16 protein-coding genes and 1 tRNA gene are annotated in these 22,557 nt (G+C 60.6%); 6 read left to right on the top strand and 11 right to left on the bottom strand.

Features of this window, described 5'->3' with window-relative positions; genetic code table 11:
• Nucleotides 1–2 precede the first annotated feature (2 nt).
• A complete protein-coding gene (locus Tel_05160; GenBank protein ALP52583.1) occupies nt 3–2,252 on the bottom strand; it encodes a DNA topoisomerase IV subunit A in 2,250 nt (749 codons plus the stop codon).
• A gap of 221 nt (nt 2,253–2,473) precedes the next feature.
• On the opposite strand from Tel_05160, the gene Tel_05155 reads away from it, so the two are divergent.
• From Tel_05155 to Tel_05140, 4 genes are read left to right on the top strand one after another with little or no spacing between them, the layout of a single operon-like run.
• Nucleotides 2,474–3,619, top strand: a complete 1,146-nt coding sequence (locus tag Tel_05155) for a hypothetical protein (GenBank protein ID ALP52582.1) — start codon at nt 2,474–2,476, stop codon at nt 3,617–3,619.
• Nucleotides 3,619–4,371: a polyamine ABC transporter ATP-binding protein gene (locus Tel_05150; GenBank protein ID ALP52581.1), complete on the top strand. Its 753-nt coding sequence runs from the start codon at nt 3,619–3,621 to the stop codon at nt 4,369–4,371. The genes Tel_05155 and Tel_05150 overlap by 1 nt, the downstream gene beginning before the upstream one ends.
• Nucleotides 4,368–5,393 carry a hypothetical protein gene (locus Tel_05145; protein ALP52580.1) on the top strand — a complete coding sequence of 342 codons (1,026 nt, stop codon included), beginning with the start codon at nt 4,368–4,370 and terminating at the stop codon, nt 5,391–5,393. Before Tel_05150 ends, Tel_05145 begins: the two co-directional genes overlap by 4 nt.
• Nucleotides 5,393–5,998 (top strand): hypothetical protein, encoded by a 606-nt coding sequence (locus Tel_05140; GenBank protein ID ALP52579.1) that lies wholly within the window; start codon nt 5,393–5,395, stop codon nt 5,996–5,998. The genes Tel_05145 and Tel_05140 overlap by 1 nt, the downstream gene beginning before the upstream one ends.
• Before the next feature lie 103 nt (nt 5,999–6,101).
• On the opposite strand, the gene Tel_05135 is transcribed toward Tel_05140, so the two are convergent.
• From Tel_05135 to Tel_05115, 5 genes are all read right to left on the bottom strand, one after another.
• The gene (locus Tel_05135) at nt 6,102–7,037 is read right to left on the bottom strand and encodes a preprotein translocase subunit SecF (GenBank protein ALP52578.1); all 936 of its coding nucleotides are present in this window, start codon (nt 7,035–7,037) and stop codon (nt 6,102–6,104) included.
• 34 nt (nt 7,038–7,071) lie between these two features.
• A complete protein-coding gene (gene secD, locus Tel_05130; protein ALP54743.1) occupies nt 7,072–8,928 on the bottom strand; it encodes a preprotein translocase subunit SecD in 1,857 nt (618 codons plus the stop codon).
• A gap of 36 nt (nt 8,929–8,964) precedes the next feature.
• Entirely contained in the window at nt 8,965–9,297 is a 333-nt protein-coding gene (locus Tel_05125; GenBank protein ALP52577.1) for a hypothetical protein, read from the bottom strand.
• A gap of 67 nt (nt 9,298–9,364) precedes the next feature.
• Nucleotides 9,365–10,471: a queuine tRNA-ribosyltransferase gene (gene tgt / locus Tel_05120; GenBank protein ALP52576.1), complete on the bottom strand. Its 1,107-nt coding sequence runs from the start codon at nt 10,469–10,471 to the stop codon at nt 9,365–9,367.
• Nucleotides 10,472–10,481: 10 nt separating this feature from the next.
• Nucleotides 10,482–11,528 carry an S-adenosylmethionine:tRNA ribosyltransferase-isomerase gene (locus Tel_05115; GenBank protein ID ALP52575.1) on the bottom strand — a complete coding sequence of 349 codons (1,047 nt, stop codon included), beginning with the start codon at nt 11,526–11,528 and terminating at the stop codon, nt 10,482–10,484.
• Between the two features lie 125 nt (nt 11,529–11,653).
• On the opposite strand from Tel_05115, the gene Tel_05110 reads away from it, so the two are divergent.
• Nucleotides 11,654–11,740 (top strand) — tRNA-Leu (locus tag Tel_05110).
• A gap of 26 nt (nt 11,741–11,766) precedes the next feature.
• Here the strand turns inward: Tel_05110 and Tel_05105 are convergent.
• From Tel_05105 to glgC, 3 genes are read right to left on the bottom strand one after another with little or no spacing between them, the layout of a single operon-like run.
• Nucleotides 11,767–13,242 carry a 4-alpha-glucanotransferase gene (locus tag Tel_05105; protein ALP52574.1) on the bottom strand — a complete coding sequence of 492 codons (1,476 nt, stop codon included), beginning with the start codon at nt 13,240–13,242 and terminating at the stop codon, nt 11,767–11,769.
• On the bottom strand, nt 13,243–14,955 hold the full coding sequence (locus Tel_05100) for a glycoside hydrolase (GenBank protein ALP52573.1): 1,713 nt from the start codon (nt 14,953–14,955) through the stop codon (nt 13,243–13,245).
• The gene (glgC, locus tag Tel_05095; GenBank protein ID ALP52572.1) at nt 14,945–16,210 is read right to left on the bottom strand and encodes a glucose-1-phosphate adenylyltransferase; all 1,266 of its coding nucleotides are present in this window, start codon (nt 16,208–16,210) and stop codon (nt 14,945–14,947) included. Before glgC ends, Tel_05100 begins: the two co-directional genes overlap by 11 nt.
• Nucleotides 16,211–16,347: 137 nt before the next feature.
• Between glgC and Tel_05090 the strand changes: the two genes are divergently transcribed.
• Nucleotides 16,348–18,531 (top strand): glycogen branching protein, encoded by a 2,184-nt coding sequence (locus tag Tel_05090; GenBank protein ID ALP52571.1) that lies wholly within the window; start codon nt 16,348–16,350, stop codon nt 18,529–18,531.
• A 157-nt stretch (nt 18,532–18,688) separates the two neighbouring features.
• Here Tel_05090 and Tel_05085 read toward each other — a convergent pair whose 3' ends face one another.
• Both Tel_05085 and Tel_05080 read right to left on the bottom strand, forming a co-directional pair.
• Nucleotides 18,689–19,411: a hypothetical protein gene (locus tag Tel_05085; protein ALP52570.1), complete on the bottom strand. Its 723-nt coding sequence runs from the start codon at nt 19,409–19,411 to the stop codon at nt 18,689–18,691.
• A 16-nt stretch (nt 19,412–19,427) separates the two neighbouring features.
• A complete protein-coding gene (locus Tel_05080) occupies nt 19,428–22,334 on the bottom strand; it encodes a hypothetical protein (GenBank protein ID ALP52569.1) in 2,907 nt (968 codons plus the stop codon).
• Nucleotides 22,335–22,557 lie beyond the last annotated feature (223 nt).

Genomic DNA, 22,557 nt, shown 5'->3' with positions numbered 1-22,557 from the left:
CGCTACGCCACTTCGGTCCGGTCCACCTTCTGGAAACCGCGCGGCAGCTTGTTGCCGCGCCGACCGCGTTCGCCGTGATAGTGCTCCAGATCGGCGCGCTTTAACGAGGTGTGGCGCTGACCGCAATACAGAGTCAGTTTTTCACCTTCAGGCACGGCGTTAATGGCCACCACGTACTCTTCGCGGTTGGCGACGCGCGCCGAGGGGATACTGATGATCTTGTTGCCCTTGCCCTTGCTCAACGCGGGTAGCTCACTCAGCGGAAACACCAGCATACGCCCTTCGGTGGTGATGGCGCTCACCACATCCGATTCAACCTCTTTCACCGGCACCGGCGGCAACACCCTGGCACCCTTGGGTACGTTGAGGATGGCCTTGCCGTTTTTGTTCTTGGCAATCAGATCGCCCAGTTTCGCCACAAAGCCGTAGCCGGCGTCGGAGGCCAGCAGATAGCGGTCATCATCGTTGCCCATCATCACGGCGACGAAGGTGGCGCCGGGCGGCGGGCTGACGCGCCCGGTGAGCGGTTCGCCCTGGCCGCGCGCCGAGGGCAGGCTGTGGGCTGGCAGGGCATAACAACGGCCGGTGGAATCGATGAACACCGCCAGCTGATTGCTCTTGCCGCGCGCCGCGGAGAGAAAACCGTCGCCGGACTTGTAGTTGAGACTGATGGGATCGATGTCGTGGCCCTTGGCCGAACGCACCCAGCCCTTCTCCGAGAGCACCACGGTGACCGGCTCGGCGGGCGCCAGATCAGTCTCGCTCATGGCCTCGGCCGCCTCACGGGCGACGATGGGCGAGCGACGCGCATCGCCGTATTTCTCGGCGTCGGCCGTCAGCTCATTGCGGATCAGGGTCTTCATGCGCTGCTTGGATTTGAGCGTCTTCTCCAGATTATCGCGCTCTTTGGCCAGCGCCTCCTGCTCGGCCCTGATCTTCATCTCCTCCAGGCGCGCCAGCTGGCGCAGCTTGGTGTCGAGGATATAGTCGGTCTGCGCCTCGGAGAGCTCGAAACGCTTCATCAACACCGGTTTGGGCTCGTCCTCGGTGCGGATGATGTGGATCACCTCGTCGATATTGAGGAAGGCGACCAGCAGACCTTCCAACAGGTGCAGACGGCGATTGACCTTATCCAGGCGGTGCTGCAGACGACGGCGTACGGTCTCGGTGCGAAACTCCAACCACTCCTGCACAATCTGCCTCAGATTCTTCACCTGGGGCCGGCCGTCGATGCCGATGAGATTGAAGTTGACGCGGTAGGTGCGTTCCAGGTCGGTGGTGGCGAACAGGTGCGACATCAACCCTTCGATATCCACGCGGTTGGAACGCGGCGTGACCACCAGACGGGTGGGATTCTCGTGGTCCGATTCGTCACGCAGGTCCTCCACCATGGGCAGCTTCTTGGCCGTCATCTGGGCGGCGATCTGCTCCAACACCTTGGCGCCGGAGACCTGGTGCGGCAGGGCGGTGATAATGATGTCACCCTCCTCGCGCTCATAGACGGCGCGCATGCGGATGCTGCCGCCGCCCGTCTCGTACATCTTTCTGATCTCCGCGCGCGGGGTGATGATCTCGGCCTCGGTGGGATAGTCCGGCCCCTGCACATGTTCCAACAGCGCCGTCAGATCGGCCTTGGGGTCCTCCAGCAGGCGGATGCAGGCGCTCACCACTTCGCGCATGTTATGCGGTGGGATATCGGTGGCCATGCCCACAGCGATGCCGGTGGCGCCGTTGAGCAGCACGTTGGGCACGCGCGCCGGCAGCACCGCCGGTTCCTCCAGGGTGCCGTCGAAGTTGGGCACCCACGCCACCGTGCCCTGGGAGACCTCGCTCAGCAGCAGTTCGGCGTAGGGCGCCAGGCGCGATTCGGTATACCGCATGGCGGCGAAGGACTTGGGATCATCCGGTGAGCCCCAGTTGCCCTGGCCGTCGACATAGCGATAGCGGGTGGAAAAGGACTGCGCCATCAGCACCATGGCCTCGTAACAGGCCGAGTCGCCATGGGGGTGAAACTTACCCAGCACGTCACCCACGGTGCGCGCCGACTTCTTGAATTTGGCGCTGGCCGACAACCCCAATTCGGACATGGCATAGATGATGCGCCGCTGCACCGGCTTCATGCCGTCGCCGATATTGGGCAGGGCGCGGTCCAGAATGACGTACATGGAGTAATCGAGATAGGCCTTCTCGGTGAAGCTCTTGAGCGGCAGATATTCGATGCCCTGGTCCTGGCGTGGTTCGCTGTTACTCATTATTCCGTGGCGTGCCCTGATTGCGATAAAGCCGGCTATTATACCGGCTCGGCGACGCCTCGAAAGGGGCGCGTTGGGTCGGCACCGGCCGCTGTGCTACAACCAGTACGCTACAATCAGAACAAATGCCTGGCCCGGATTTCTCACCGTTCGTGGCGAGACGGGTCAAGGGCACGTGGTAGAAGGGTGATGAGAAATACGGGACAGGACCGCGGGAGCGCATGGAGTCAAGCACGTCGTCAACATGGAGTTACCAACTGCAGCCGCAAGCAGATCAAGGACTGCAACTGCGGCTGGCGGGTGAATGGCGCCTGCAACGCGGCATGCCGCGTGTCGACGCCCTGTTGGCGCAGATCGACGCCCACGCCCCGGTCAAACGCATCAGCTTCGACAGCCGCGACCTGGAGGCTTGGGACACGTCCTTGGCGGTGCTGCTGCGCAATCTCATCCACCACTGCCGGGCGCGCGGCGTGGAGGTGGATGAAAGCGGCCTGCCCGACGGTGCGCGACGGTTGTTGGAGCTGGCCGACGCGCCGCCCCACCGCGATGGCGAAGACGAGCCCTACGACGCCGACTCGGTACTGAACTACGTCGGCGAGACCACTATTGACTTCTGGTACGGCACCCCTAAGGCGCTGCGCTTTATCGGCGACTGCGGCATCGCCCTGCTCAATACCCTGCGCGGCCGGGCCCGCTTTCGCCGCGTCGATCTCGGCCTGCTGCTCCAGGGCGTCGGGCCACAGGCCCTGCCCATCGTCTCGCTGATCAGTTTTCTGGTGGGCCTGATCCTGGCCTACATGGGCGCCAATCAGCTGGCCTTGTTCGGTGCCGAAATCTACATCGCCGACCTGGTGGGCATCGGTATGGTGCGCGAGGTGGGTGCCCTGATGACGGGGGTAATTATCGCCGGTCGCACCGGCGCCGCCTATGCCGCCGAGATCGGCTCCATGCAGGTTAACGAAGAGATCGACGCCCTTAAGACCCTGGGCATCTCGCCCATTGAATACCTGGTCATACCGCGCCTGCTGGCCCTGGTGCTGATGATCCCGCTGCTGACTCTGTATGCCGACCTGGTGGGCATCCTGGCCGGCATGGCGGTGGCCATCACCGTCTTCGATATCAGCGCCTTCGAGTATTACGTCCAGACTCTGCGTATTATGGATCTGAATCATATCCTGGTCGGGCTGAGCAAGGCCGTGGTCTACGGCATCTGTATTGCCATCGCCGGTTGCCTGCGCGGCATCCAGTGTCGCCGCAGCGCCGCCGCAGTGGGTCAGGCCGCCACCTCGGCGGTGGTGACTAGCATCGTCTTCATCGTCATTACCGCCTCCATCATGACCATTATCTATCAGGAATTGGGCATCTAATGGCCGGCGCCCCCCATATCGAAGTGCGCGATCTTACCGCCGCCTATGGCGATCGCATCATTCAGCAGGGGCTCACATTCAGCGTGCAGCGCGGTGAGGTCTTCATTATCATGGGCGGCAGCGGCAGCGGCAAGAGCACCGTATTGCGTCATCTCATCGGACTACAAGCGCCAGCCACGGGCGAGGTGTTTATCGAGCAACGCAAGTTCAGCCATGCCAGCCATGGGCAACAGGAAACGATCAAACGCCGTTTCGGCGTGCTGTTCCAAAGCGGCGCCCTGTTCAGCTCCTTGACCCTGGCTGAAAACGTCGCCACGCCGCTGAACGAAAACACCCAGCTCAGCGTGGCGGAGATCCGCGATGTGGTGGACTATAAGCTGGCGCTGGTGGGCCTGAGCGGCTGCCAGGAGCTGTATCCCGCCGAGATCAGCGGCGGCATGCGCAAGCGCGCCGGCCTGGCGCGCGCCATGGCGCTGGACCCGGAACTCCTGTTTTTTGACGAACCGTCGGCCGGCCTCGACCCGGTCAACTCACGCCGCCTGGATGAATTGATCCTTGAACTGCGCGCCAATCTTGGTACTACTATTGTGGTGGTGACCCATGAACTGGCGAGCATCTTCGCCATCGGCGACAATTCAATCTTCCTCGACGCGGAGGCCAAGACCATGATCGCCAGCGGCAATCCGAAACAACTCCAGCGCGCCTGCGACGACGCACGCGTGCACGCCTTCCTCAACCGGGAGAATGTATGACTCGGCGCGCCAATGCCACCATCATCGGCCTGTTCATCGTCGGTGCCGCCATCCTGGCCGTGGCCGCGGCCTTACTGTTCGGCAGCGGTTTATTACGTGACAAACATCGCTTTGTCATGTTTTTCGACAGCTCGGTGAAGGGCTTGGACATGGGGGCGCCGGTCTATTTTCGCGGCGTCAAGATCGGCACGGTGAGCGACATCGGCCTGCTGCTCGACCCCGACAGCCTGAAGGTCATGATTCCGGTCTATGTCGAACTGGAAGTACAACGCGTCAAACTCATCAGCGGCGAGGACATGACCGCCCTGCGCGTCCAGCGCATGGACGACATGGTGCAGCAGGGCTTGCGTGCCCAGCTGCAGACGCAAAGCCTGCTCACCGGCCAACTCTCCATCCAGCTCGATATGCATCCGGACAAGCCGATCGAACTGGTCGGCGCGGTCGATCAATATCAAGAGATCCCCACCATACCCACGCCAATCCAGCAATTGACGCGCAAACTGGACGACTTTCCCGTCGACCAGGTGCTGGACAACTTTGCCGGCGCCATCGCCGGCATCGACAAGCTGGTCAACAACCAAGACCTGCCCCAGGCCATCGCCCGGCTCGACACCACATTGCAACAATACGGCCGCCTGGCCCAGCAACTGGATGGGCAAGCGGCGCGGGTCTCCGCCGATTTGCGCGCAACGCTGGACGACATGCGCGCAACGCTGGCCTCCAGCCGCGCGCTGATAGCCTCGGGCGAGGTCTTGGTCGACGACTCGACTCGACTGGTCGGGCGTCTGCACGACGACGCCGAGCGCCTCAGCCAAAGCGCCGCCACGACCCTGGCCGAGATACAGGCCGCTGCCGACGCCGCCGGCAATCTCATCGCACCCGATTCGCAGGTCTATTTCCAGCTTACCCAGGCCCTGGAGGCAGCGGCCAAGACCGCCCGTTCACTACGCCTGTTGGCGGACACCCTGGAAAGGCATCCCGAGGCCTTGTTAAAAGGCAAACCCGATCCCGGAGAGCGATAATGCGCACTGCCCGTATCACACTGTTGCTGACACTGCTTGGCGCCCTCGCCGCCTGCGGCACCACCCCCTCCTCGAATTACTACCTGCTCAGTTCAAGCGCGGCGCCGAGCTCATCCATCCAGACACCGAACCGTCTCGTTGTCGGTCTCGGTCCCATCGATTTTCCGGCCTACCTGGACCGTAACGAAATCGTCATCAGCAGCGGCGACAACAGCCTGCAGGTGGCCGAATATCATCGTTGGGCCGAGCCCCTGCAAAGCAATTTCGCGCGCGTGCTGGCGCAGGCCCTGGCGACGCACATACCCGACGCGGAGGTGTACACCTATCCCTGGCACTCGGGCGTACAACCCGATGTGCAGATACGTCTCAAGGTCGGGCGCTTCGATGTCAACACCCAGAACCACGCGCGGCTCAGCGCACGCTGGGAACTCAGCGAACCCAGCAGGAAAATGCGCTATCCGCCGCAAAGTCGCGAATACGTGATTGACGCCGACAGCGGCGACTATGAAGCACGGGTACGGGCATTGAGTCGCTGTGTCGGCGCGCTGAGTCGTGATCTCGCCGCTGCGTTGAATCGGGCGCAAGACGGGGCCGCGAACCATTAGCCCGGGGTGAAACACCCGGCCCGCGGTGATGACGCGCCGTACTGGTTTTATTCTTTGATGTGCAGTTCGACGCGGCGCTTCTCGACCCGCCCGGCGACGCTAACTACGGAACATTATCCAGCTCGGCGCCCTCTTTCTCCACCGGCATCAGGTCGGCCTTGCTCACGCCCAGCATCAGCACCGCGCTGCTGGCCACGTAGATAGACGAGTAGGTCCCCACCACCACGCCGATGATCAGCGCCCGGGAAAAGCCGTGAATGATCTCGCCGCCAAAGACAAACAAGGCAAACAATACCAAAAGGGTGGTCAAGGAGGTCACCAGGGTCCGTGACAGGGTCTGGGTGATGGAGCGATTAACAATGTCGAGGGGCGTGCCCTTGCGCATCTTGCGAAAGTTCTCGCGCACACGATCGTAGACCACGATGGTATCGTTGAGGGAATAGCCGATCACCGCCAGCACCGCCGCCAGCACCGAGAGATCAAACTCGAACTGAAACAGCGAGAAAATACCCATAGTGATGACCACGTCGTGGATCAGGGCGATGACCGCCCCCAGCGAGAAACGGATCTCGAAACGAAAATAGACATAGATCAAAACACCGAACAGGGCCGCCAACATGGCCAGGCCGCCATCCTCGGTGAGCTCGTCGCCGATCTGCGGCCCGACGAATTCCACCCGCCTCAGGTCCACCGTCTGCCCACCGCCTTGCAAGGTGGTGAGGATGCGAGTACTGATATCGGCCGAGCCCTCGGTCACCTTGGGCGACAGCCGGATCAGCACGTCCTGCGAGGTGCCGAAGTGCTGTACCACTGCTCCTTCGAAGCCGCCCGCCTCCAGCGCCGCGCGCACCTCGGTGAGATCGGCGGTGTCCGGATAACCGACCTCCACCAGGGTGCCGCCGGTAAAATCGATGCCCAGATTGAGACCGCGCAGGGCCAGCGAGGCGATCGACACCAGCAGCAGTGCGGCGGAGAATGCCAATGCCAGATTGCGCCGACTCATGAAATCGATAGTGTTCTGTGCTGCCAGGTTGTTCATCGTTTGCGTCCTAAATTCTGGTTCCGTTCCCGACTCAAATAGAGAGCTTGGCGACCCGCTTGCCGCCATAGATCACATTGATCACGGCGCGGGTCACCATAATGGCGGTGAACATGGAGGTGATGATGCCGATGGACAGGGTTACGGCGAAGCCCTTGATGGGACCGGTACCCAAGCCGAACAGCACTACCGCCGCGATCAGGGTGGTGATATTGGCGTCGGCGATGGTTGATACCGCTTTGCCGTAACCGGCATGGATGCTGGCCTGGGGCGAGTTGCCGTTTTTCAGCTCTTCGCGGATGCGCTGAAAGATCAGTACATTGGCATCCACCGCCATACCCACGGTGAGCACGATGCCGGCGATACCGGGCAGGGTCAGGGTGGCCTGCAGCATGGAGAGCACGGCGATTATCAGCACCAGATTCAAGGTCAATGCCAGGTTAGCCACCAGGCCGAATATCTTGTAGTAGATCGCCATGAAGATCAGCACCAGCACGAAGCCGATCACCACCGACTTGAAGCCCATTTCGATGTTGTCCTGCCCCAGGCTGGGGCCGACGGTGCGCTCCTCGATGATCTCGACGGGCGCGGACAGGGCACCGGCGCGCAGCAGCAAGGCCAAGGTGCGCGCCTCATCGGTGTTGTCCAGGCCGGTGATCTGGAAACGTTTGCTGAGCGGCTCGCGGATGGTGGCCAGGCTGATCACCTCCTCCACCTTGCGCTTAGTCTTAACCAGCTCATCGCCGACCCGTTTGGTGTCGGTCTTCTGCTCGATGAACACCACCGCCATGGTCTTGCCCACCGCCTCCTTGGTGACGTTGTGCATCTTCTTGGCGCCCTTGCCGTCCAGGGTGATGAACACCGCCGGGCTGCCGTCGCGCGAATCAATCCCGGAGGCGGCATCGGTGATAGCGTCGCCGGTGATGATGACACTCTTCTTCAGCAACACCGGATTGCCGCCGCGCTCCTTGTAGAGCCTGGAACCGGCCGGCACACGCCCGGCCAGGGCGTCCTGGACATTGCCGCCCTCGTCCGCCAGGCGGAATTCCAAGGTCGCCGTTGCGCCCAGGATCTCCTTGGCGCGGGCGGGATCCTGCACCCCGGGCAACTGCACCACGATGCGGTTTTCACCCTGGCGCTGGATGAGCGGTTCGGCGACGCCGAGTTCGTTGACGCGGTTACGCAGGGTGGTGACGTTCTGCTGTACGGCGAACTTGCGTGTCTCGCGCATCTCGTCTTCCGAGAGGCGGGCGTTGACATAGAAGGCGTCACCGCGCTGCTCGTCATCCAACAGCAGGTTGCGAAACTCCTTGCGGATAAGACTCAGGCCTTGCTGCTGCTCCTCGGCGCTGCGGAATTTGATATCCACCCCGTCCTCGGAGGTGCGGCTGACGGTCAGATAACGCACCCGGTTTTCACGCAACAGTGCGCGGAAGTCATCGACATAACGCTCTTCCGCCATCTCTACCGCGGCATCCGTATCCACCTCCATCAAAAAGTGCACACCGCCGCGCAGATCCAGACCCAGGTACATGGGCAGGGCGTTGAGCTTGCGCAGCCAATCGGGAGTGGCCGGCGCCAGGTTCAGGGCAATCGTGTAATCATCCGCCATGGCAAGACCGAGACGGTCGCGTGCCTCGAGCTGATCTTCGGTGTTGGCAAAGCGCACCACCAAGCCTTGCGGCTCGAGATCGATAGAGACCGGATCAATACCACTGCGCTGCAGCTCGCCGCGCACATCGGCAAGGGTGATATCGGTAATATCGGCGGCGCCGCTGGACGAGATCTGCAATGCCGGATCCTCGCCGTAAAGGTTCGGCAAGGCATACAGCGCGCCGACCGCGATCACGACGACGATCAGCAGATTTTTCCACCACGGGTACTGATTAATCATATTGGCATTGCCCCAAACTTGCTGTGTTATCGATCAGACTTTCACGCTTCCCTTGGGCAACAGGGAGCTGATGGCGTTTTTCTGCACCTGCACCTCGACCCCTTCGGCGATCTGCAGGGTGATGAAGCTGTCGTCCACCTTGGCGATCTTGCCGGCGATGCCGCCGCTGGTGACCACTTCGTCGTTCTTGGCCAGCGCCTCGGTCATCTTCTTGTGTTCCTTGGCGCGCTTCATCTGCGGCCGCAGCAATAGGAAGTAGAAGATCAGAAACAGCACGATCAGGAAGATGAAGTTGATCATGCCGGGCTCGCCGGCGCCTGCGGCGGGGGCCTGCTGGGCCATGGCGTCAGAGATAAAGAAACTCATTATTGTTCTCCAAGTGTTTGCTTACAGAATTGTTTCCGCCCCGGGGCGCGGCAAATAAAGGCGCACATTATGACATACCCGCCAGCCGTTTGGCATAGAATCGGGTGACGAAGTCTTCCAGCTCGCCCGCCTCGATGGCGTCTCGCAAGTCGCGCATCAATTCCTGATAGTAATAGAGATTGTGGATGGTATTGAGGCGCGAGCCGAGGATCTCGCGGCACTTGTCCAAATGACGCAAGTAGGCGCGGCTGTAGTTGCGGCAGGTATAACAGCCGCAGGCCTCGTCCAGCGGCCGGGTGTCGTGTTCGTAGCGGGCGTTGCGGATACGGATTTCGCCCTGCTGAGTGAACAAGTGGCCGTTGCGGGCGTTGCGCGTCGGCATGACGCAGTCGAACATGTCCACACCGCGGCGCACGGCCTCGACGATGTCCTCGGGCCGTCCCACCCCCATCAGGTAGCGCGGCTTGTCCAGCGGCAACCGGGGCTGCAGATGATCCAGGATCATGATGCGCTCCGCCTCGCTCTCCCCCACCGACAGACCGCCGATGGCATAGCCGTCGAAGCCGATCTCGACCAGGCCGTCGAGTGAAACGGCGCGTAGCTCGGGATACATACCGCCCTGGATGATGCCGAACAGGGCGGCGGGATTGTCGCCGTGGGCCGTGCGGCTGCGTGCGGCCCAGCGCAACGACAGCTCCATGGACGCGCGCGCCTGCTGCTCGCTGGCCGGATAGGGGGTGCATTCATCGAAGATCATGACGATGTCCGCGCCCAGCGCACGCTGCACTTGCATGGAACGCTCCGGATCCAGAAACACCTTGTCGCCGTTGACCGGCGAGCGGAAGGTAACCCCGGCCTCGGTGATCTTTCTCATTTCGCCCAGGCTGAACACCTGAAAACCACCCGAGTCGGTGAGAATGGGACCCTGCCAATGCATGAAATCGTGCAGATCGCCATGGGCGCGGATGATCTCGGTACCGGGGCGCAGCATGAGATGAAAGGTGTTGCCGAGGATGATCTCGGCGCCCAGCTCGCTCAGTTCCTCCGGCGTCATGGCCTTCACCGTGCCGTAGGTGCCCACCGGCATGAAGGCGGGGGTCTGCACCGTGCCGCGCGCAAAGTTCAATGTACCGCGCCGGGCCGCGCCGTCTGATGTCAATAGATCGAATTTCATAGCTTGGCTTTCATTGTCCCGCCAAGGCCTGCGGCGCCGGCATCACCAGCATGGCATCGCCGTAACTGAAAAACCGATATTCCTGGTCCACCGCGTGCGCATAGGCCGCCATGACCTGCGCATAGCCGCCCAGGGCGGAGACCAGCATCAACAGCGTTGATTCCGGCAAGTGGAAGTTGGTAATCAGCAGATCCACCGCTTTGAACTGATAGCCGGGCGTAATGAACAGCCGGGTCTCACCGCTGAAGGCCTGCAACACGCCGCTATGTGCCGCCGCCTCAAGACTGCGCACCGCGGTGGTCCCCACCGCCACTACCCGCCCGCCGGCGGCGCGCGCCCGCTTGATGGCTGCCGCGGCGGCGGCGCTGACCTCCACATATTCGGCGTGCATCTTGTGTTCAGCGAGGTCGTCCACGCGCACCGGCTGGAAGGTACCCGCGCCTACATGCAGGGTGACAAAGACGGTCTCGATGCCCCGGGCGCGCAGCTGTTCCAGCAGGACCTCGTCGAAATGCAGCCCCGCGGTGGGCGCCGCCACGGCGCCGGGGCGACGGGCATAGACGGTTTGATAGCGGCGCTGGTCGTCGGCCTCGTCCGCACGCTCTATATAAGGTGGCAGGGGCATGTGGCCCACCGCTTCGAGGATCTCCGACACCGGGCGCTGATCCAGAAAGCACAGCTCGAACAGGTCGTCGCGACGCCCCGTCACTTCGGCCTCGACTGTGTCTTCCAGCAGCAGGCGGGTGCCGGGCTGGGGTGCCTTGCTGGCACGCACATGGGCCAGCACCCGGTGTGCGTCCAGGATGCGCTCTACCAGCACCTCGACGCGCCCGCCGCTTTCCTTGTTGCCGAACAAACGTGCCGGAATGACCCGGGTGTCGTTAAAGACCAGCACATCGCCCGGCTGCAGATACTCGACGATATCCGCGAAGCGACGGTCGGCCAGCGCACCTGTCATACCGTCGAGCACCAACAAACGGCTGGCGCCGCGCTCGGCCAAGGGGTGCTGGGCGATCAGCCGCGGGGGCAAATCGTAATGAAAATCGCTGCGTTGCATGGCGGGCGATGGTACCAGTTTCTCACCCCGACGGCGACTTGCCGATCACCAAGATTCGGGTATACTACGGCCCTTCATTCGGCCCACGCGTCTTGCCGCGGATCATGGTGAGAAATGTGGGCTAAGCCGGGATGGCGGAACTGGTAGACGCGCCAGACTCAAAATCTGGTTCTGGTAACAGAGTGCGAGTTCGATTCTCGCTCCCGGCACCATCTTTGATGCGGAACAATTGACGGGCTTATTCGCGCCCGTATTGCCGCACCAGCGCCCTGAGTTGCGGCGCCAGATCCGTGTCCACTTGCCCCCATTCAAAGCGCCAACGCCAATTATCACCCGCCTGCGTGCCGGGCGTGTTCATGCGGTGTGCGCCGTCGAGCTTCAACAGGTCCTGCATGGGGACGATGGCGAGACAGGCCACTGAGGCCAGTGCCGTACGGATCAGCGGCCAGGGCATGGCCTCGGCGGGATATCCCAGGTAGTCGTCGACATGATTGCGGGTCTCGGCGGGCAGGGCGTCGTACCAGCCTAGGGTGGTATCGTTGTCGTGGGTACCGGTATAGACCACGCTGTCCACCGTCTGGTTGTGGGGCAGGTAGGGATTGTCGGCATCGCCGCCGAAGGCGAATTGCAGGATTTTCATCCCCGGCAAGGCATATTTTTTACGCAGCGCCTCCACTTCAGGCGTGATGGTGCCCAGGTCTTCGGCCACCAAGGGCAGGGGGTCGAACTCCTGATGCAGGGCCTCGAACAACTCGTCGCCCGGCGCTTCGACCCAATGGCCGTTAATAGCGGTCTCCTCCGCGGCAGGAATCTCCCAGGAGGACTCAAAGCCACGAAAGTGATCGATGCGCACCCAGTCGAACATAGACAGCTGGGTGGCCATGCGTTGCTTCCACCAGCTGAAGCCGTCGGCGTGCATACGCTCCCAGCGATAATGGGGATTGCCCCAGCGTTGCCCGGTCTCGGAAAAATAATCGGGCGGCACGCCGGCCACCACTTCAGCCCGGCCGTGGCTATCGAGGGTGAAGTATTCACGATGGGCCCACACCTCGGCGCTGTCGTGGGCGACAAAAATGGGCATGTCACCGAACAGAAACACGCCATGGCGGCGCGCATAGTCGTGCAACAGACGCCACTGGCGGAAAAATACGAACTGCTCGAAACGGATGTGCTCGATGCTGTCGGCCAGTTTGGTCTCCGCCTGCGCCAAGGCCTCGGGCGCGCGATCGCGCAGCGCCTCGGGCCAATCAAGCCAGTGGCCGTGACCCTGTGACTGGCGGATGGCCTGAAACAGGGCATAGTCTTGCAGCCAATGGCTGTTACGCGAGATAAATTGCTTCAGCTCGTCGCGCGCCCCGGCATCGGCCTGGGCGAGAAACCCCTGGTGGGCCTGCTTGAGCATGGCAAGACGATAGTCGATAAAGTCATCGCCTTCGGGCGGCGCCGCCCCCTCCGACAACCAGCCCCATTCCCGCAGCAAGGACAGACTGATCAGCAGGGGATTGCCGGCATGCACCGACAGACCCTGATAGGGCGATAGATCGCCGTGGGTGGGCACCAGCGGTAACATCTGCCACACGCTGACGCCGCCGGCGGCGAGAAAATCGACAAAGCGATAGGCATCCGGACCCAGATCACCGCCACCTATACCGCCGGGCAGCGAGGTGGGGTGCAGCAGGACACCGGCACGACGACGGCTCAGTGGTGTATCCAACTAGCCTCCCTTGCCCTGGCGCATAACCCCGCCGGCCGCAGGCGCACCGCCGCCGTGGGTAAAGGCATGGGACAGATACTCGGGCGGTTCATGCCCCAGTATTTGATAAAGCGTGGCCAACTGCAGACGATAGAGGCGCTCGAAATCGCGCACCGCCTCGGCGGGATTGTAATCACCGAACCACCAAAACCAGTCCGACCCTTCGCAAATGGCCAACTGGTGCTCGGCCTTGCGCAGCTGTTCATCCGGCAATTGGTCGGCAGCCACGACGTGATCGAAGCAACGCTTGGCCTCCACCAACATATCCCAGCCGCGGTTCTTGTCCGCCTCGCCTATCCAAGTGGAAAAGGTGCCATAGACCCAACTACCGGCCACGATATGCGGCAGTTGGGCCGCGGCGGGCTCATGATCGTCCAGACACTCGGAGAAGGTGCTCAGCTGAAACGTCTTGTTGGCGGACAATTGCTGATAAAGGGCGCTGAGAAAGTAGTAGCCGTTTTCGGGAAAGTATTCCCAGGCGTTTTCGCCGTCGAGAATGATGGACACCACCGCATCCGGCTTGCCGGCATTGGCCGCCGCGATGTTTTCCAGATGATGGGCGAGATCGGCCACCGCATCATCGGCATGCCAATTGGAATATTTGAAACCGATACAGTCGGACAGACCGTCATCGCGGAAAAAACAGGCGATCTGCTGCCCTTCGGGCCGATAGGCGCGGTGGACAGTCTGCGCCTTACGCAATTCCACCGGCGTCTGTTCCAGGTTGAGACTGTTGCGCAGCACGCTCTCACCGCTGGCGCTCCAGCGCAGCTCATACGTGTCCAACAAAGCCAGAGCGTCCATGCTGACCGACCCTTCCGAGGGCCAGCAGCCCTGGGGCCGGAAACCGAAATAATGCTCAAAGGTCTGCAGGCCTTTTTCGATGTGCCAGCGGGCGCGGGCCGCGCCGCCCGGATAGCTGTCCGCCAGCGGCAGCGGGGCGTCGGGCATGGCCTCGCGGGTACTTTTGAGATCCAGCAGCAGGGGCACGATGGGGTGGGCGTAGGGCGTGAAGGATAGTTCCACCTGGCCGCGCTCGACCAGACGCCGATAGCGATCGATAACGCCGCCGAGCAATTCACTGATCACCACCATCAATGTGTGGCGCTCGTGCAGACTGAAACCGCAACCTTTCTCCATAAGGGCCTTGATGCGCGCATCGCGGCGCCGCACGGTCTCACCCATCCAGCCCAGGTGATACCAGGTGACGATATCCGCAAGGTACTGGCTGTTGAGATACATCCATTCATCCGGCCTATCCAACAAGCGCTTGGCCATGTCGGCGAGACGCTGGTACTGAGGAAAACGCTTGATGATGGTGGTTTCGTTAGCGCGCAGACAGGTCTTGACCAAACCGATGCGCTGCTCGGGCTCGTCCGGCAGGGTGGGACTGACCAAGGCCGATAACAGTGGGTCCTGTATGGCTTCGCCTTCGCGCAAAAATGCGGCCGTCTGTTGGGCGTAGTCGTCGAGCTGCTCCAACAGGATGGGCACGAAGTTGACCACCGCCTTGGCCGCCGGCACCTCTTCCAGATGCGCCGCCATATCGACATAGTCTTTGATGGCGTGCAAATAGGTCCAGGGTAGGATGTATTGATCAGCGGTAGGATCGAAATAATTGGGCTGGTGCATGTGCCAGCACAGCACCACCTTGAGCCGGGAATCAGCGGACATGATGCAATTCTTGTCCTAGCATTTCCGGCACTACCAATACCACCCCGCCTTCGCTGACATGGAAGCGTTCGGCATCCGCCTTGGGGTCTTCGCCGATGACTGTGCCAGGCGGTATCTTGCAGCCCTTGTCGATGATGGCCTTATGGATACGGCAGTTTTCGCCCACGTCCACATCCGGCAAGATCACGGACTCGTGGACCTCGGAATAGGAATGTACATGTACGTTAGAGAACAGCAAGGAACGGCGTACCGTCGCCCCCGATATCAAACAACCGCCGGAGACCATGGAGTCGATGGCCTGGCCGCGCCGTCCTTCATCATCGAATACAAACTTGGCCGGCGGCAGCTGTTCCTGGTAGGTCCAGATGGGCCATTGACGGTCGTACAGATTCAATTCCGGCGTGACATCAATCAGCTCCAGGTTGGCCGACCAAAAGGCGTCCACCGTACCCACGTCACGCCAGTATCCCTGACGCGCCGACTGCACATCACGGAACGAATAGGAGTAGACGCGATAATGCTCGATCACGTCCGGAATGATGTTATGACCGAAGTCGTGACTTGAGCCGGGATCGTCGGCATCGCGAATCAGTTGCTCGTAAAGAAAGCGCGTATTAAAAATATAGATACCCATGGACGCCAGTGCGATATCGTCGTGTCCCGGTACTGATTCCGGGTTTTCCGGCTTTTCATTGAAATCGACAATACGTCCCTCTGTATCCACACTCATCACGCCGAAGGCCGTGGCCTCCATGCGCGGCACTTCGAGACAACCGATGGTCATATCCGCGTCGTTTTCCGCGTGATGGGCCAACATGGGGCCGTAGTCCATTTTGTAGATATGATCACCCGCCAGCACCAATACATATTCGGGATTATGCGCACGAATGATGTCAATGTTCTGATACACCGCGTCCGCGGTGCCGGCATACCAGGATTCCTGTATGCGCTGCTGCGCCGGCAGCAGCTCGATAAATTCGCCGAATTCGCCGCGGAAATAACCCCAGCCCTGCTGGATGTGACGCAGCAGCGAATGGGACTTGTATTGTGTCAGTACGCCGATGCGGCGGATGCCTGAATTGATACAATTTGACAGCGGGAAATCGATGATCCTGAACTTGCCGCCGAATGGCACCGCGGGCTTGACCCGCCAAGTAGTTAACTGTTTAAGTCGGGTTCCACGCCCCCCTGCCAGAATGAGGGCGAGCGTATCGCGAGTTAATCGACTGACAAAACGCGCATCGTCATGTGACATATCTCCACCCCTCTCATGCAGTAGTTTAGGCTCGCTTCGACAGCCGGTATTGCCGGATTATTACACACCTCTTGAGCTATCGAAGCAGATTACCTATGTTATCATCGATTCAACTACTATAACGGCGATCATTCAGAATGGCTACCAAGAAAGCAGCACAAATCACACCTGATCTTCAGCGCATTCTCAATGCCAATCATCACGATCCGTTTTCGGTTTTGGGACGCCATACCGAGGGGGATGAAGACATCGTTCGCGCCTTCATTCCGCGTGCCACGGAAGTGCGCCTGGCCGACACCCAATACCAACTGGAACGCGTCGGCGACAGCGATCTATTCGAATGGCGCGGTAATGCCAGCGAGCTGCCGAGACACTATCGCCTGGCCTGGCAAGACGCCCAAAATCAGACGCATATCGCGCATGATCCCTACTGCTTTGAACCGGTGCTGCCGGAATTCGACCTCTACTTATTCGGCGAGGGCAAACATTGGCACGCCTATCATTTTCTCGGCGCACGGCCGAAGGAGATCGATGGCGTCCAGGGGGTGCTGTTCGCCACCTGGGCCCCGAATGCGGAACGTATCAGTGTGGTGGGCGACTTCAACCACTGGGACGGTCGTTGCCACCCCATGCGCGTGCGCGGCGGATCCGGCGTGTGGGAGCTGTTCATTCCCGGGCTGGATGTGGGCGCCCTATACAAATTCGAAATCCGCTCCCGCATCGGTGGCCAGATTTTACTCAAGGCCGATCCCTACGGTCGCCAATTTGAATTGCGCCCCGGCACGGCCTCGATTGTGGTCGGCGACAGCGAACACCAATGGAACGATGGCGCCTGGATGGAGCATCGCGGCCAGCGCGATTGGCTGCGTGAGCCCATGTCCATCTACGAGGTTCATCTCGGCTCCTGGCAGAAGGACGAGCACGGCGGTTTTCTCAACTACCGCGATCTGGCCGTACGGCTGGTGGATTATGTCAAAGAGATGGGATTTACCCATATTGAACTGCTGCCGGTCACCGAACACCCCTACGACGGTTCTTGGGGCTATCAGACCACCGGCTACTACGCCCCCACCAGCCGCTTCGGTTCACCCGACGACTTCAGATTTTTTGTCGACTACCTGCACGCCAACGACATCGGTGTGTTTCTGGACTGGGCGCCCGGCCATTTCCCCAAGGACGCCTTCGCTCTGGCGCGCTTCGACGGCAGCGCCCTGTACGAACACGAAGATCCGCGCCTGGGGGAACACCGTGACTGGGGCACCCTGATCTTCAATTACGGCCGCAACGAAGTATTGAATTTTCTCTTCTCCAGCGCCTTGTATTGGCTGGAGGAGTTTCATATTGACGGCCTGCGTGTCGATGCCGTCGCCTCCATGCTGTATCTCGACTATTCGCGCGATGAAGGCGAATGGATACCCAACAAGTACGGCGGCAACGAAAATCTGGATGCCATCAAATTCATTCGTCAGCTCAACGAGGTCACCCACGAAAAACACCCCGGCAGTCTGATGATGGCGGAGGAATCCACCTCATGGCCCATGGTGTCACGCCCTATCTACGTGGGCGGACTCGGCTACAGCATGAAGTGGAACATGGGCTGGATGAATGACACGCTGGAATACATGAGCAAGGATCCTATCCACCGCCATTATCACCACGGCGTGCTGACCTTCAGCCTGCTGTATGCATTTACGGAAAACTTTATCCTGCCCTTCTCGCATGACGAGGTGGTCCACGGCAAGGCATCCATGCTTTATAAAATGCCGGGAGACGAATGGCAGCGCTTCGCCAACCTGCGCCTACTGTACGCCTATATGTTCACCCATCCGGGCAAGAAACTACTCTTCATGGGCTGTGAGTTCGGCCAGGGCAACGAATGGAATGCCGATGCGCCCTTAGACTGGTATGTGCTCGACTATCCGCTGCACCAGGGTGTCAAGAAATTGGTAGGCGACTTGAATCAGCTTTACCGCAACACGCCGGCGCTTTACCGTCATGACTTTGAAAGCGAGGGATTCGAATGGGTTGACTGCAACGATGCCGCCCAGTCGGTATTGACCTATCTGCGTCGCGACGGCGATGAAATCGTGCTGGTGGCACTTAATTTCACGCCCATTCCACGCCAAGGGTATCGACTGGGCGTGCCGTTTGAGGGTGTCTACGAAGAGATTTTCAACAGTGACTCGGAATACTACGGCGGCAGCAACATGGGCAACGGCCAATACGTCCCGAGCGAACCCCTGGCCTGGATGAACAAGGATCACTCCATCGTCATGACCCTGCCGCCGCTGGCCGCCGTGGTGCTGCGCAAAAAGGCTTAGTCCGGAGCCCCCCTGCTGGGGGAATGGCCCAATGGCACGTCCCGGCGGGCTTTTACGCGCTCAGAGTGCTCGACAGACTATCAAGTATGCGCGCGCCTCGCTTGTAATAACCCGCCATGCCGCATCCTTGAAACGCCTCGCTACGCACGGTAGCGGGCTAGAGAGTCGCAAGCCCTCCCGTCAACATCAGCAAAGTGGTGAGTAGCGCAGGCCAAATCCACTGCCACAGCGGCGGTCGATCGCTGACGGCAATCTCCACCGACTCACAGGGTGTATGTTCCGCCCGCACGATGACCTGCTCCACCAGCCCCGCGCTCACCTTAGCGTAGCCGCGCACATCCCCCTTGGACACGCCCGCCTGTTTCACCTGCCGCTCAACCAATTCCTGCACCTGCACGACGCGTCTCAAAATCAGCGCCACGCGCACCGCAACGCGTTCGCGCGATATCCCCAATAGCCGTGCCGGCAAGGCCAGCCAGTAAAGCGCCGATACCAATTGATGTTGCGGTGTCACGAATAACAACCAATGTACTGCCGCCACGATCAGCGCCAACGCCAGCAGGCGCCGGACACCCTCAATCAAACCCGTGGTGGTCGGTAGCCAGGCAGAATAGTCCGGCGTCGGGAACAATGGCGGCCCGGGCGTCATCCAGGCATAAATAATGAGTATGGACAATAAAAACCAACGCATTCGCAGCAGGGTTTTCCACAGCCCGGCAATGCTATCACGACCGGCGGTCGCGAATAACAGCACTACAATCATGGCGGCGGCAACCAGCTGGGCGGGATTGCCTAACGCGAGAAAGAGGCTAAAAATCACAAAGCTGACAATGCGCAAAACCGGATGCACATTGCTGTACCATCCGGTTTCACGGCTCATCGGGAGCGAAACGAGATTAGGAAATTTGCTGCTTTAATTGCTCCGCTTCCTGGCGCTGATCGTCGTCGCCCTCCTCGACAACTTCGTCCAGAATGGAGCGTGCCCCGTCTTGATCGCCCATATCGATATAGGCTTTAGCGAGATCCAACTTGGTGCCGATCATATCGTCAGAATTGTCGAAAATGTCGTCATTATCCTCGTCCGCCAGATTACCGAAATCCATTTCACTGAGATCGGCCAGCGGATCGATAAACTCGTCTTCCGCATCCTCTTGCCTGGCCTCGGTAATTTCAGCGTCATCTGCTTCAGCGGACGTCTCGGTCTGCGGCTCGGCAAGTGGGTCCATCGCGATGCTGTTATCGGGTTCCGCCTTTTTTCTGGCGCTATCGAGCAGGCCGTCGGTCTCGCTGGTCACTTCATGCGTATGAAACACCGACTGGGCGGCCTCGACCTGCCAATCCTTGCTTTCTTCCGAGGCAAAGGAATTGACGTCGACATTGGCATACGGGTTTTCGCTGTCGTCCAGATGTCCGTCATCGCCCGCCAGGGACAAGCCCGCCTGCGCTGGTAATTCGGACTCATCCGCATCCAACTTGGCGGCTTCCGAATCGTCCAAGGTCTCCGCCCGACCCGCGTCTTCCTCGGCCTTATCGACGCTGAAATCTTCCAGCTCGGTATCCAGCACCGGGATATCTGCTTCGGACTCGCCAGTCAGCTCGGCAGCCAGGTTGAAACTGTCATCAGCCGTGGCCGACTCGTCTGCTGCAACACCCGGCAATCCATCCAAGGAATCATGCGCTGCACCTAGATCGTCCAGCGCCTCACCGCCCAGAGCGAGCTCATCCGTTTCCGGCTCGGCGCCGGCGAGTTTGTCGCTGCGCGTGTCGGCGTCCAAATCCAGATTGCCGCTCTCCAGATCGAGGTCCAGATCCAGGTCGCCCAGATCGTCCAGGCTTTCGGCTGCGGCGTCTTTAGGTTTGGCGCGATCCGCGGCTTCAGCCATATCCTCATCCGGATCGCCTAAACCGCCAAGGCCCAAGCTACCGGCAAGGTCTTCATCACTCAAAGCATCGCTATCCTGCGACAATGCCTGCTGCTCATCATCAAAATTGAACTGTTCGCCGCCGTCGGCGGGCTCGATGCCAAGCTCAACATCACCGCCCGCCTCATTGGCACCGCCTTCGGCGAACAGCGGATGCGCCGGCAATAATTCACGTCCCATTTCCACCGCCTGGGCCCACAACCCTGCATTTTGACCGCCCAAGGCGGCATATAGGGACTCGGCCTGGGCCTCAAAGGAATCCACATCCTTGGTGGCATGATAGATTTCAAGCAGCTTGAGCTTCAGTTCGTGGCGCTCGGAATCGGCGCTGATCGCCTCCTTGAGCAAGGCCTCGGCCTGCTCATATCGACGATAGGCCAGATAGACATCAGCCTCGGCGATGGGATCGATTTCGCTTTCTTCCGCCTGAATGGTCCCCAGCCCACCGCCGATATCGCCGATGGCGACCTCTTCTTCAGCATCCGCGGCGGCGGATGCAGCCGCCGCAACCGGGGCAACCCCTGCGGCTGATGCGGCGGCGGCATCGGCGGACGCCTTGTCGGTCGTCTTAGTTTCTGGCGCCGCCACCGGCGTCATCACAGTAAAGTCATGGTCATCGTCCTGGCGACGGCGACGCATCATCAGCGCCACCAGCAACAACAGGATCAGCAGACCGCCGCCGGCATACATATAAGTGGGATTGGCCAGCACTTCATCCAACAAGGACGTCTCTGCCGGCTCGGCGGGCTGTTGTGCCGTCGGCACCTCGCCGGGCTGCTCGGCCGCAGGGGCCGCAGCCTGGGGCTGTTGTTCATCTTGCCGCGCCTCGGCCTGCAAGGCTCCGAGCGTATCATCCTGCAGAGTCAGTAGTTTTTGAACTGACTGGAGTTGTTGCTCCAGCTCATCGAGACGTCCGCGCAGCTCGGCGTTTTCCTGACGTGTGGCTTCGGCGGTCTCTTGGGCGATGGCCAGCTGCTGACGCAAGGATTCGCTGGCTTCACCACCCGCGGTACCGGAGCCGACACCGGCGCGAATACGCGCCTCCTCATCCGGGCTCAGCAGTTGCAGCCGACCCTGGGGCTCGGCCTGCGGCGCCGCAACGGCCGCCGGCGCGGCGGCTTCGGCGGCGGGCGCAGCCGTGGACTCAGCAACGCGCTGCTGACGACCGGTGGGGGCCGGTGCCTGACCCCTGGCTGCCTGCCATTGCTGGTACTGGCGATTGGATTCGGCGGCGGCCGCGCGCTCGCTCAAGGCGGTAATCACGTCCATCTCGGGCTGACGCAGCACATAGCCGGCCTTGAGGTTATTGATATTATTATCCTCGAAGGCCTCGGGATTTTCCTTCAGCAGCGCGATCATCATCTGCGGCACACTGATCGAATTATTGGGCCGCATGTCCTGGGCGATGGCCCAGAGGGTGTCGGTGCGCGCAGTCGGGCCATAGCTTCCCGGCGGAGTGATACGCGATTGGGGCGCGGCAGCCGGGGCTTGTTCGCGTACGACCTGCGACGGTTGGGTGGTGGCGGCGCTGACGCGGCCGACCTGCTGATCCCGCTCAAACACCGGCGGATCCAGCAACAAAGTATATTCGCGCATCATCTGGCCGCTGGCCCATTGGACGGCGAGGATAAAATCCAGAAACGGTTCTTTGACCGGGCGGGCAGACGACACCTTAATATACGGCGCGCCCTGACCTTCGCTGACGAGTTGGAATTGGAGGTTGCGCAGCACCGGGACCTGATCGATACCCATGCGGCTGAAGACATCTTGGGAGGCCAACTTCACCTCCAAGCTGTTCAGCTCGTCGGGAGTGGCGGAAAAGAGTTTGATCTTGGCGTCGAGCGGCTCGTTGAGGGCGGTATTGACTTCGATTTCCCCCATCCCCAGTGCATGGACTACCCCTGACGACAGCGCCATACATGCGCTCAGAGCAATCGCCAATTTGCGTTTCTTGAATCCCTTACTCAATGGTGTCCCGTCCTGTATTCGTCCCAACTTCACATCCAGCCTTGCTATATAACGGCTATCGTTCAGTTTTTTTGAATATTTAGCTGCGTTTTTTGAACTGCACCAAAAAATCGGCATTGGTTAATCAAAACACAGC

It is taken from the genome of Candidatus Tenderia electrophaga (assembly GCA_001447805.1).
Lineage (GTDB): Bacteria > Pseudomonadota > Gammaproteobacteria > Tenderiales > Tenderiaceae > Tenderia > Tenderia electrophaga.
The sequence above is the reverse complement of the archived record's forward strand: the minus strand, read 5'-3'. Positions and strand labels throughout refer to the sequence as shown.

Excerpts from the sequence above, each read along its gene's own strand:
- Tel_05160 (ALP52583.1), bottom strand. The coding sequence starts at position 2,252 with ATGAGTAACAGCGAACCACGCCAGGACCAGGGCATCGAATATCTGCCG.
- Tel_05155 (ALP52582.1), top strand. The coding sequence starts at position 2,474 with ATGGAGTCAAGCACGTCGTCAACATGGAGTTACCAACTGCAGCCGCAA.
- Tel_05150 (ALP52581.1), top strand. The coding sequence starts at position 3,619 with ATGGCCGGCGCCCCCCATATCGAAGTGCGCGATCTTACCGCCGCCTAT.
- Tel_05145 (ALP52580.1), top strand. The coding sequence starts at position 4,368 with ATGACTCGGCGCGCCAATGCCACCATCATCGGCCTGTTCATCGTCGGT.
- Tel_05140 (ALP52579.1), top strand. The coding sequence starts at position 5,393 with ATGCGCACTGCCCGTATCACACTGTTGCTGACACTGCTTGGCGCCCTC.
- Tel_05135 (ALP52578.1), bottom strand. The coding sequence starts at position 7,037 with ATGAACAACCTGGCAGCACAGAACACTATCGATTTCATGAGTCGGCGC.
- Tel_05125 (ALP52577.1), bottom strand. The coding sequence starts at position 9,297 with ATGAGTTTCTTTATCTCTGACGCCATGGCCCAGCAGGCCCCCGCCGCA.
- tgt (ALP52576.1), bottom strand. The coding sequence starts at position 10,471 with ATGAAATTCGATCTATTGACATCAGACGGCGCGGCCCGGCGCGGTACA.
- Tel_05115 (ALP52575.1), bottom strand. The coding sequence starts at position 11,528 with ATGCAACGCAGCGATTTTCATTACGATTTGCCCCCGCGGCTGATCGCC.
- Tel_05100 (ALP52573.1), bottom strand. The coding sequence starts at position 14,955 with ATGTCCGCTGATTCCCGGCTCAAGGTGGTGCTGTGCTGGCACATGCAC.
- glgC (ALP52572.1), bottom strand. The coding sequence starts at position 16,210 with ATGTCACATGACGATGCGCGTTTTGTCAGTCGATTAACTCGCGATACG.
- Tel_05090 (ALP52571.1), top strand. The coding sequence starts at position 16,348 with ATGGCTACCAAGAAAGCAGCACAAATCACACCTGATCTTCAGCGCATT.
- Tel_05085 (ALP52570.1), bottom strand. The coding sequence starts at position 19,411 with ATGAGCCGTGAAACCGGATGGTACAGCAATGTGCATCCGGTTTTGCGC.
- Tel_05080 (ALP52569.1), bottom strand. The coding sequence starts at position 22,334 with ATGGGGGAAATCGAAGTCAATACCGCCCTCAACGAGCCGCTCGACGCC.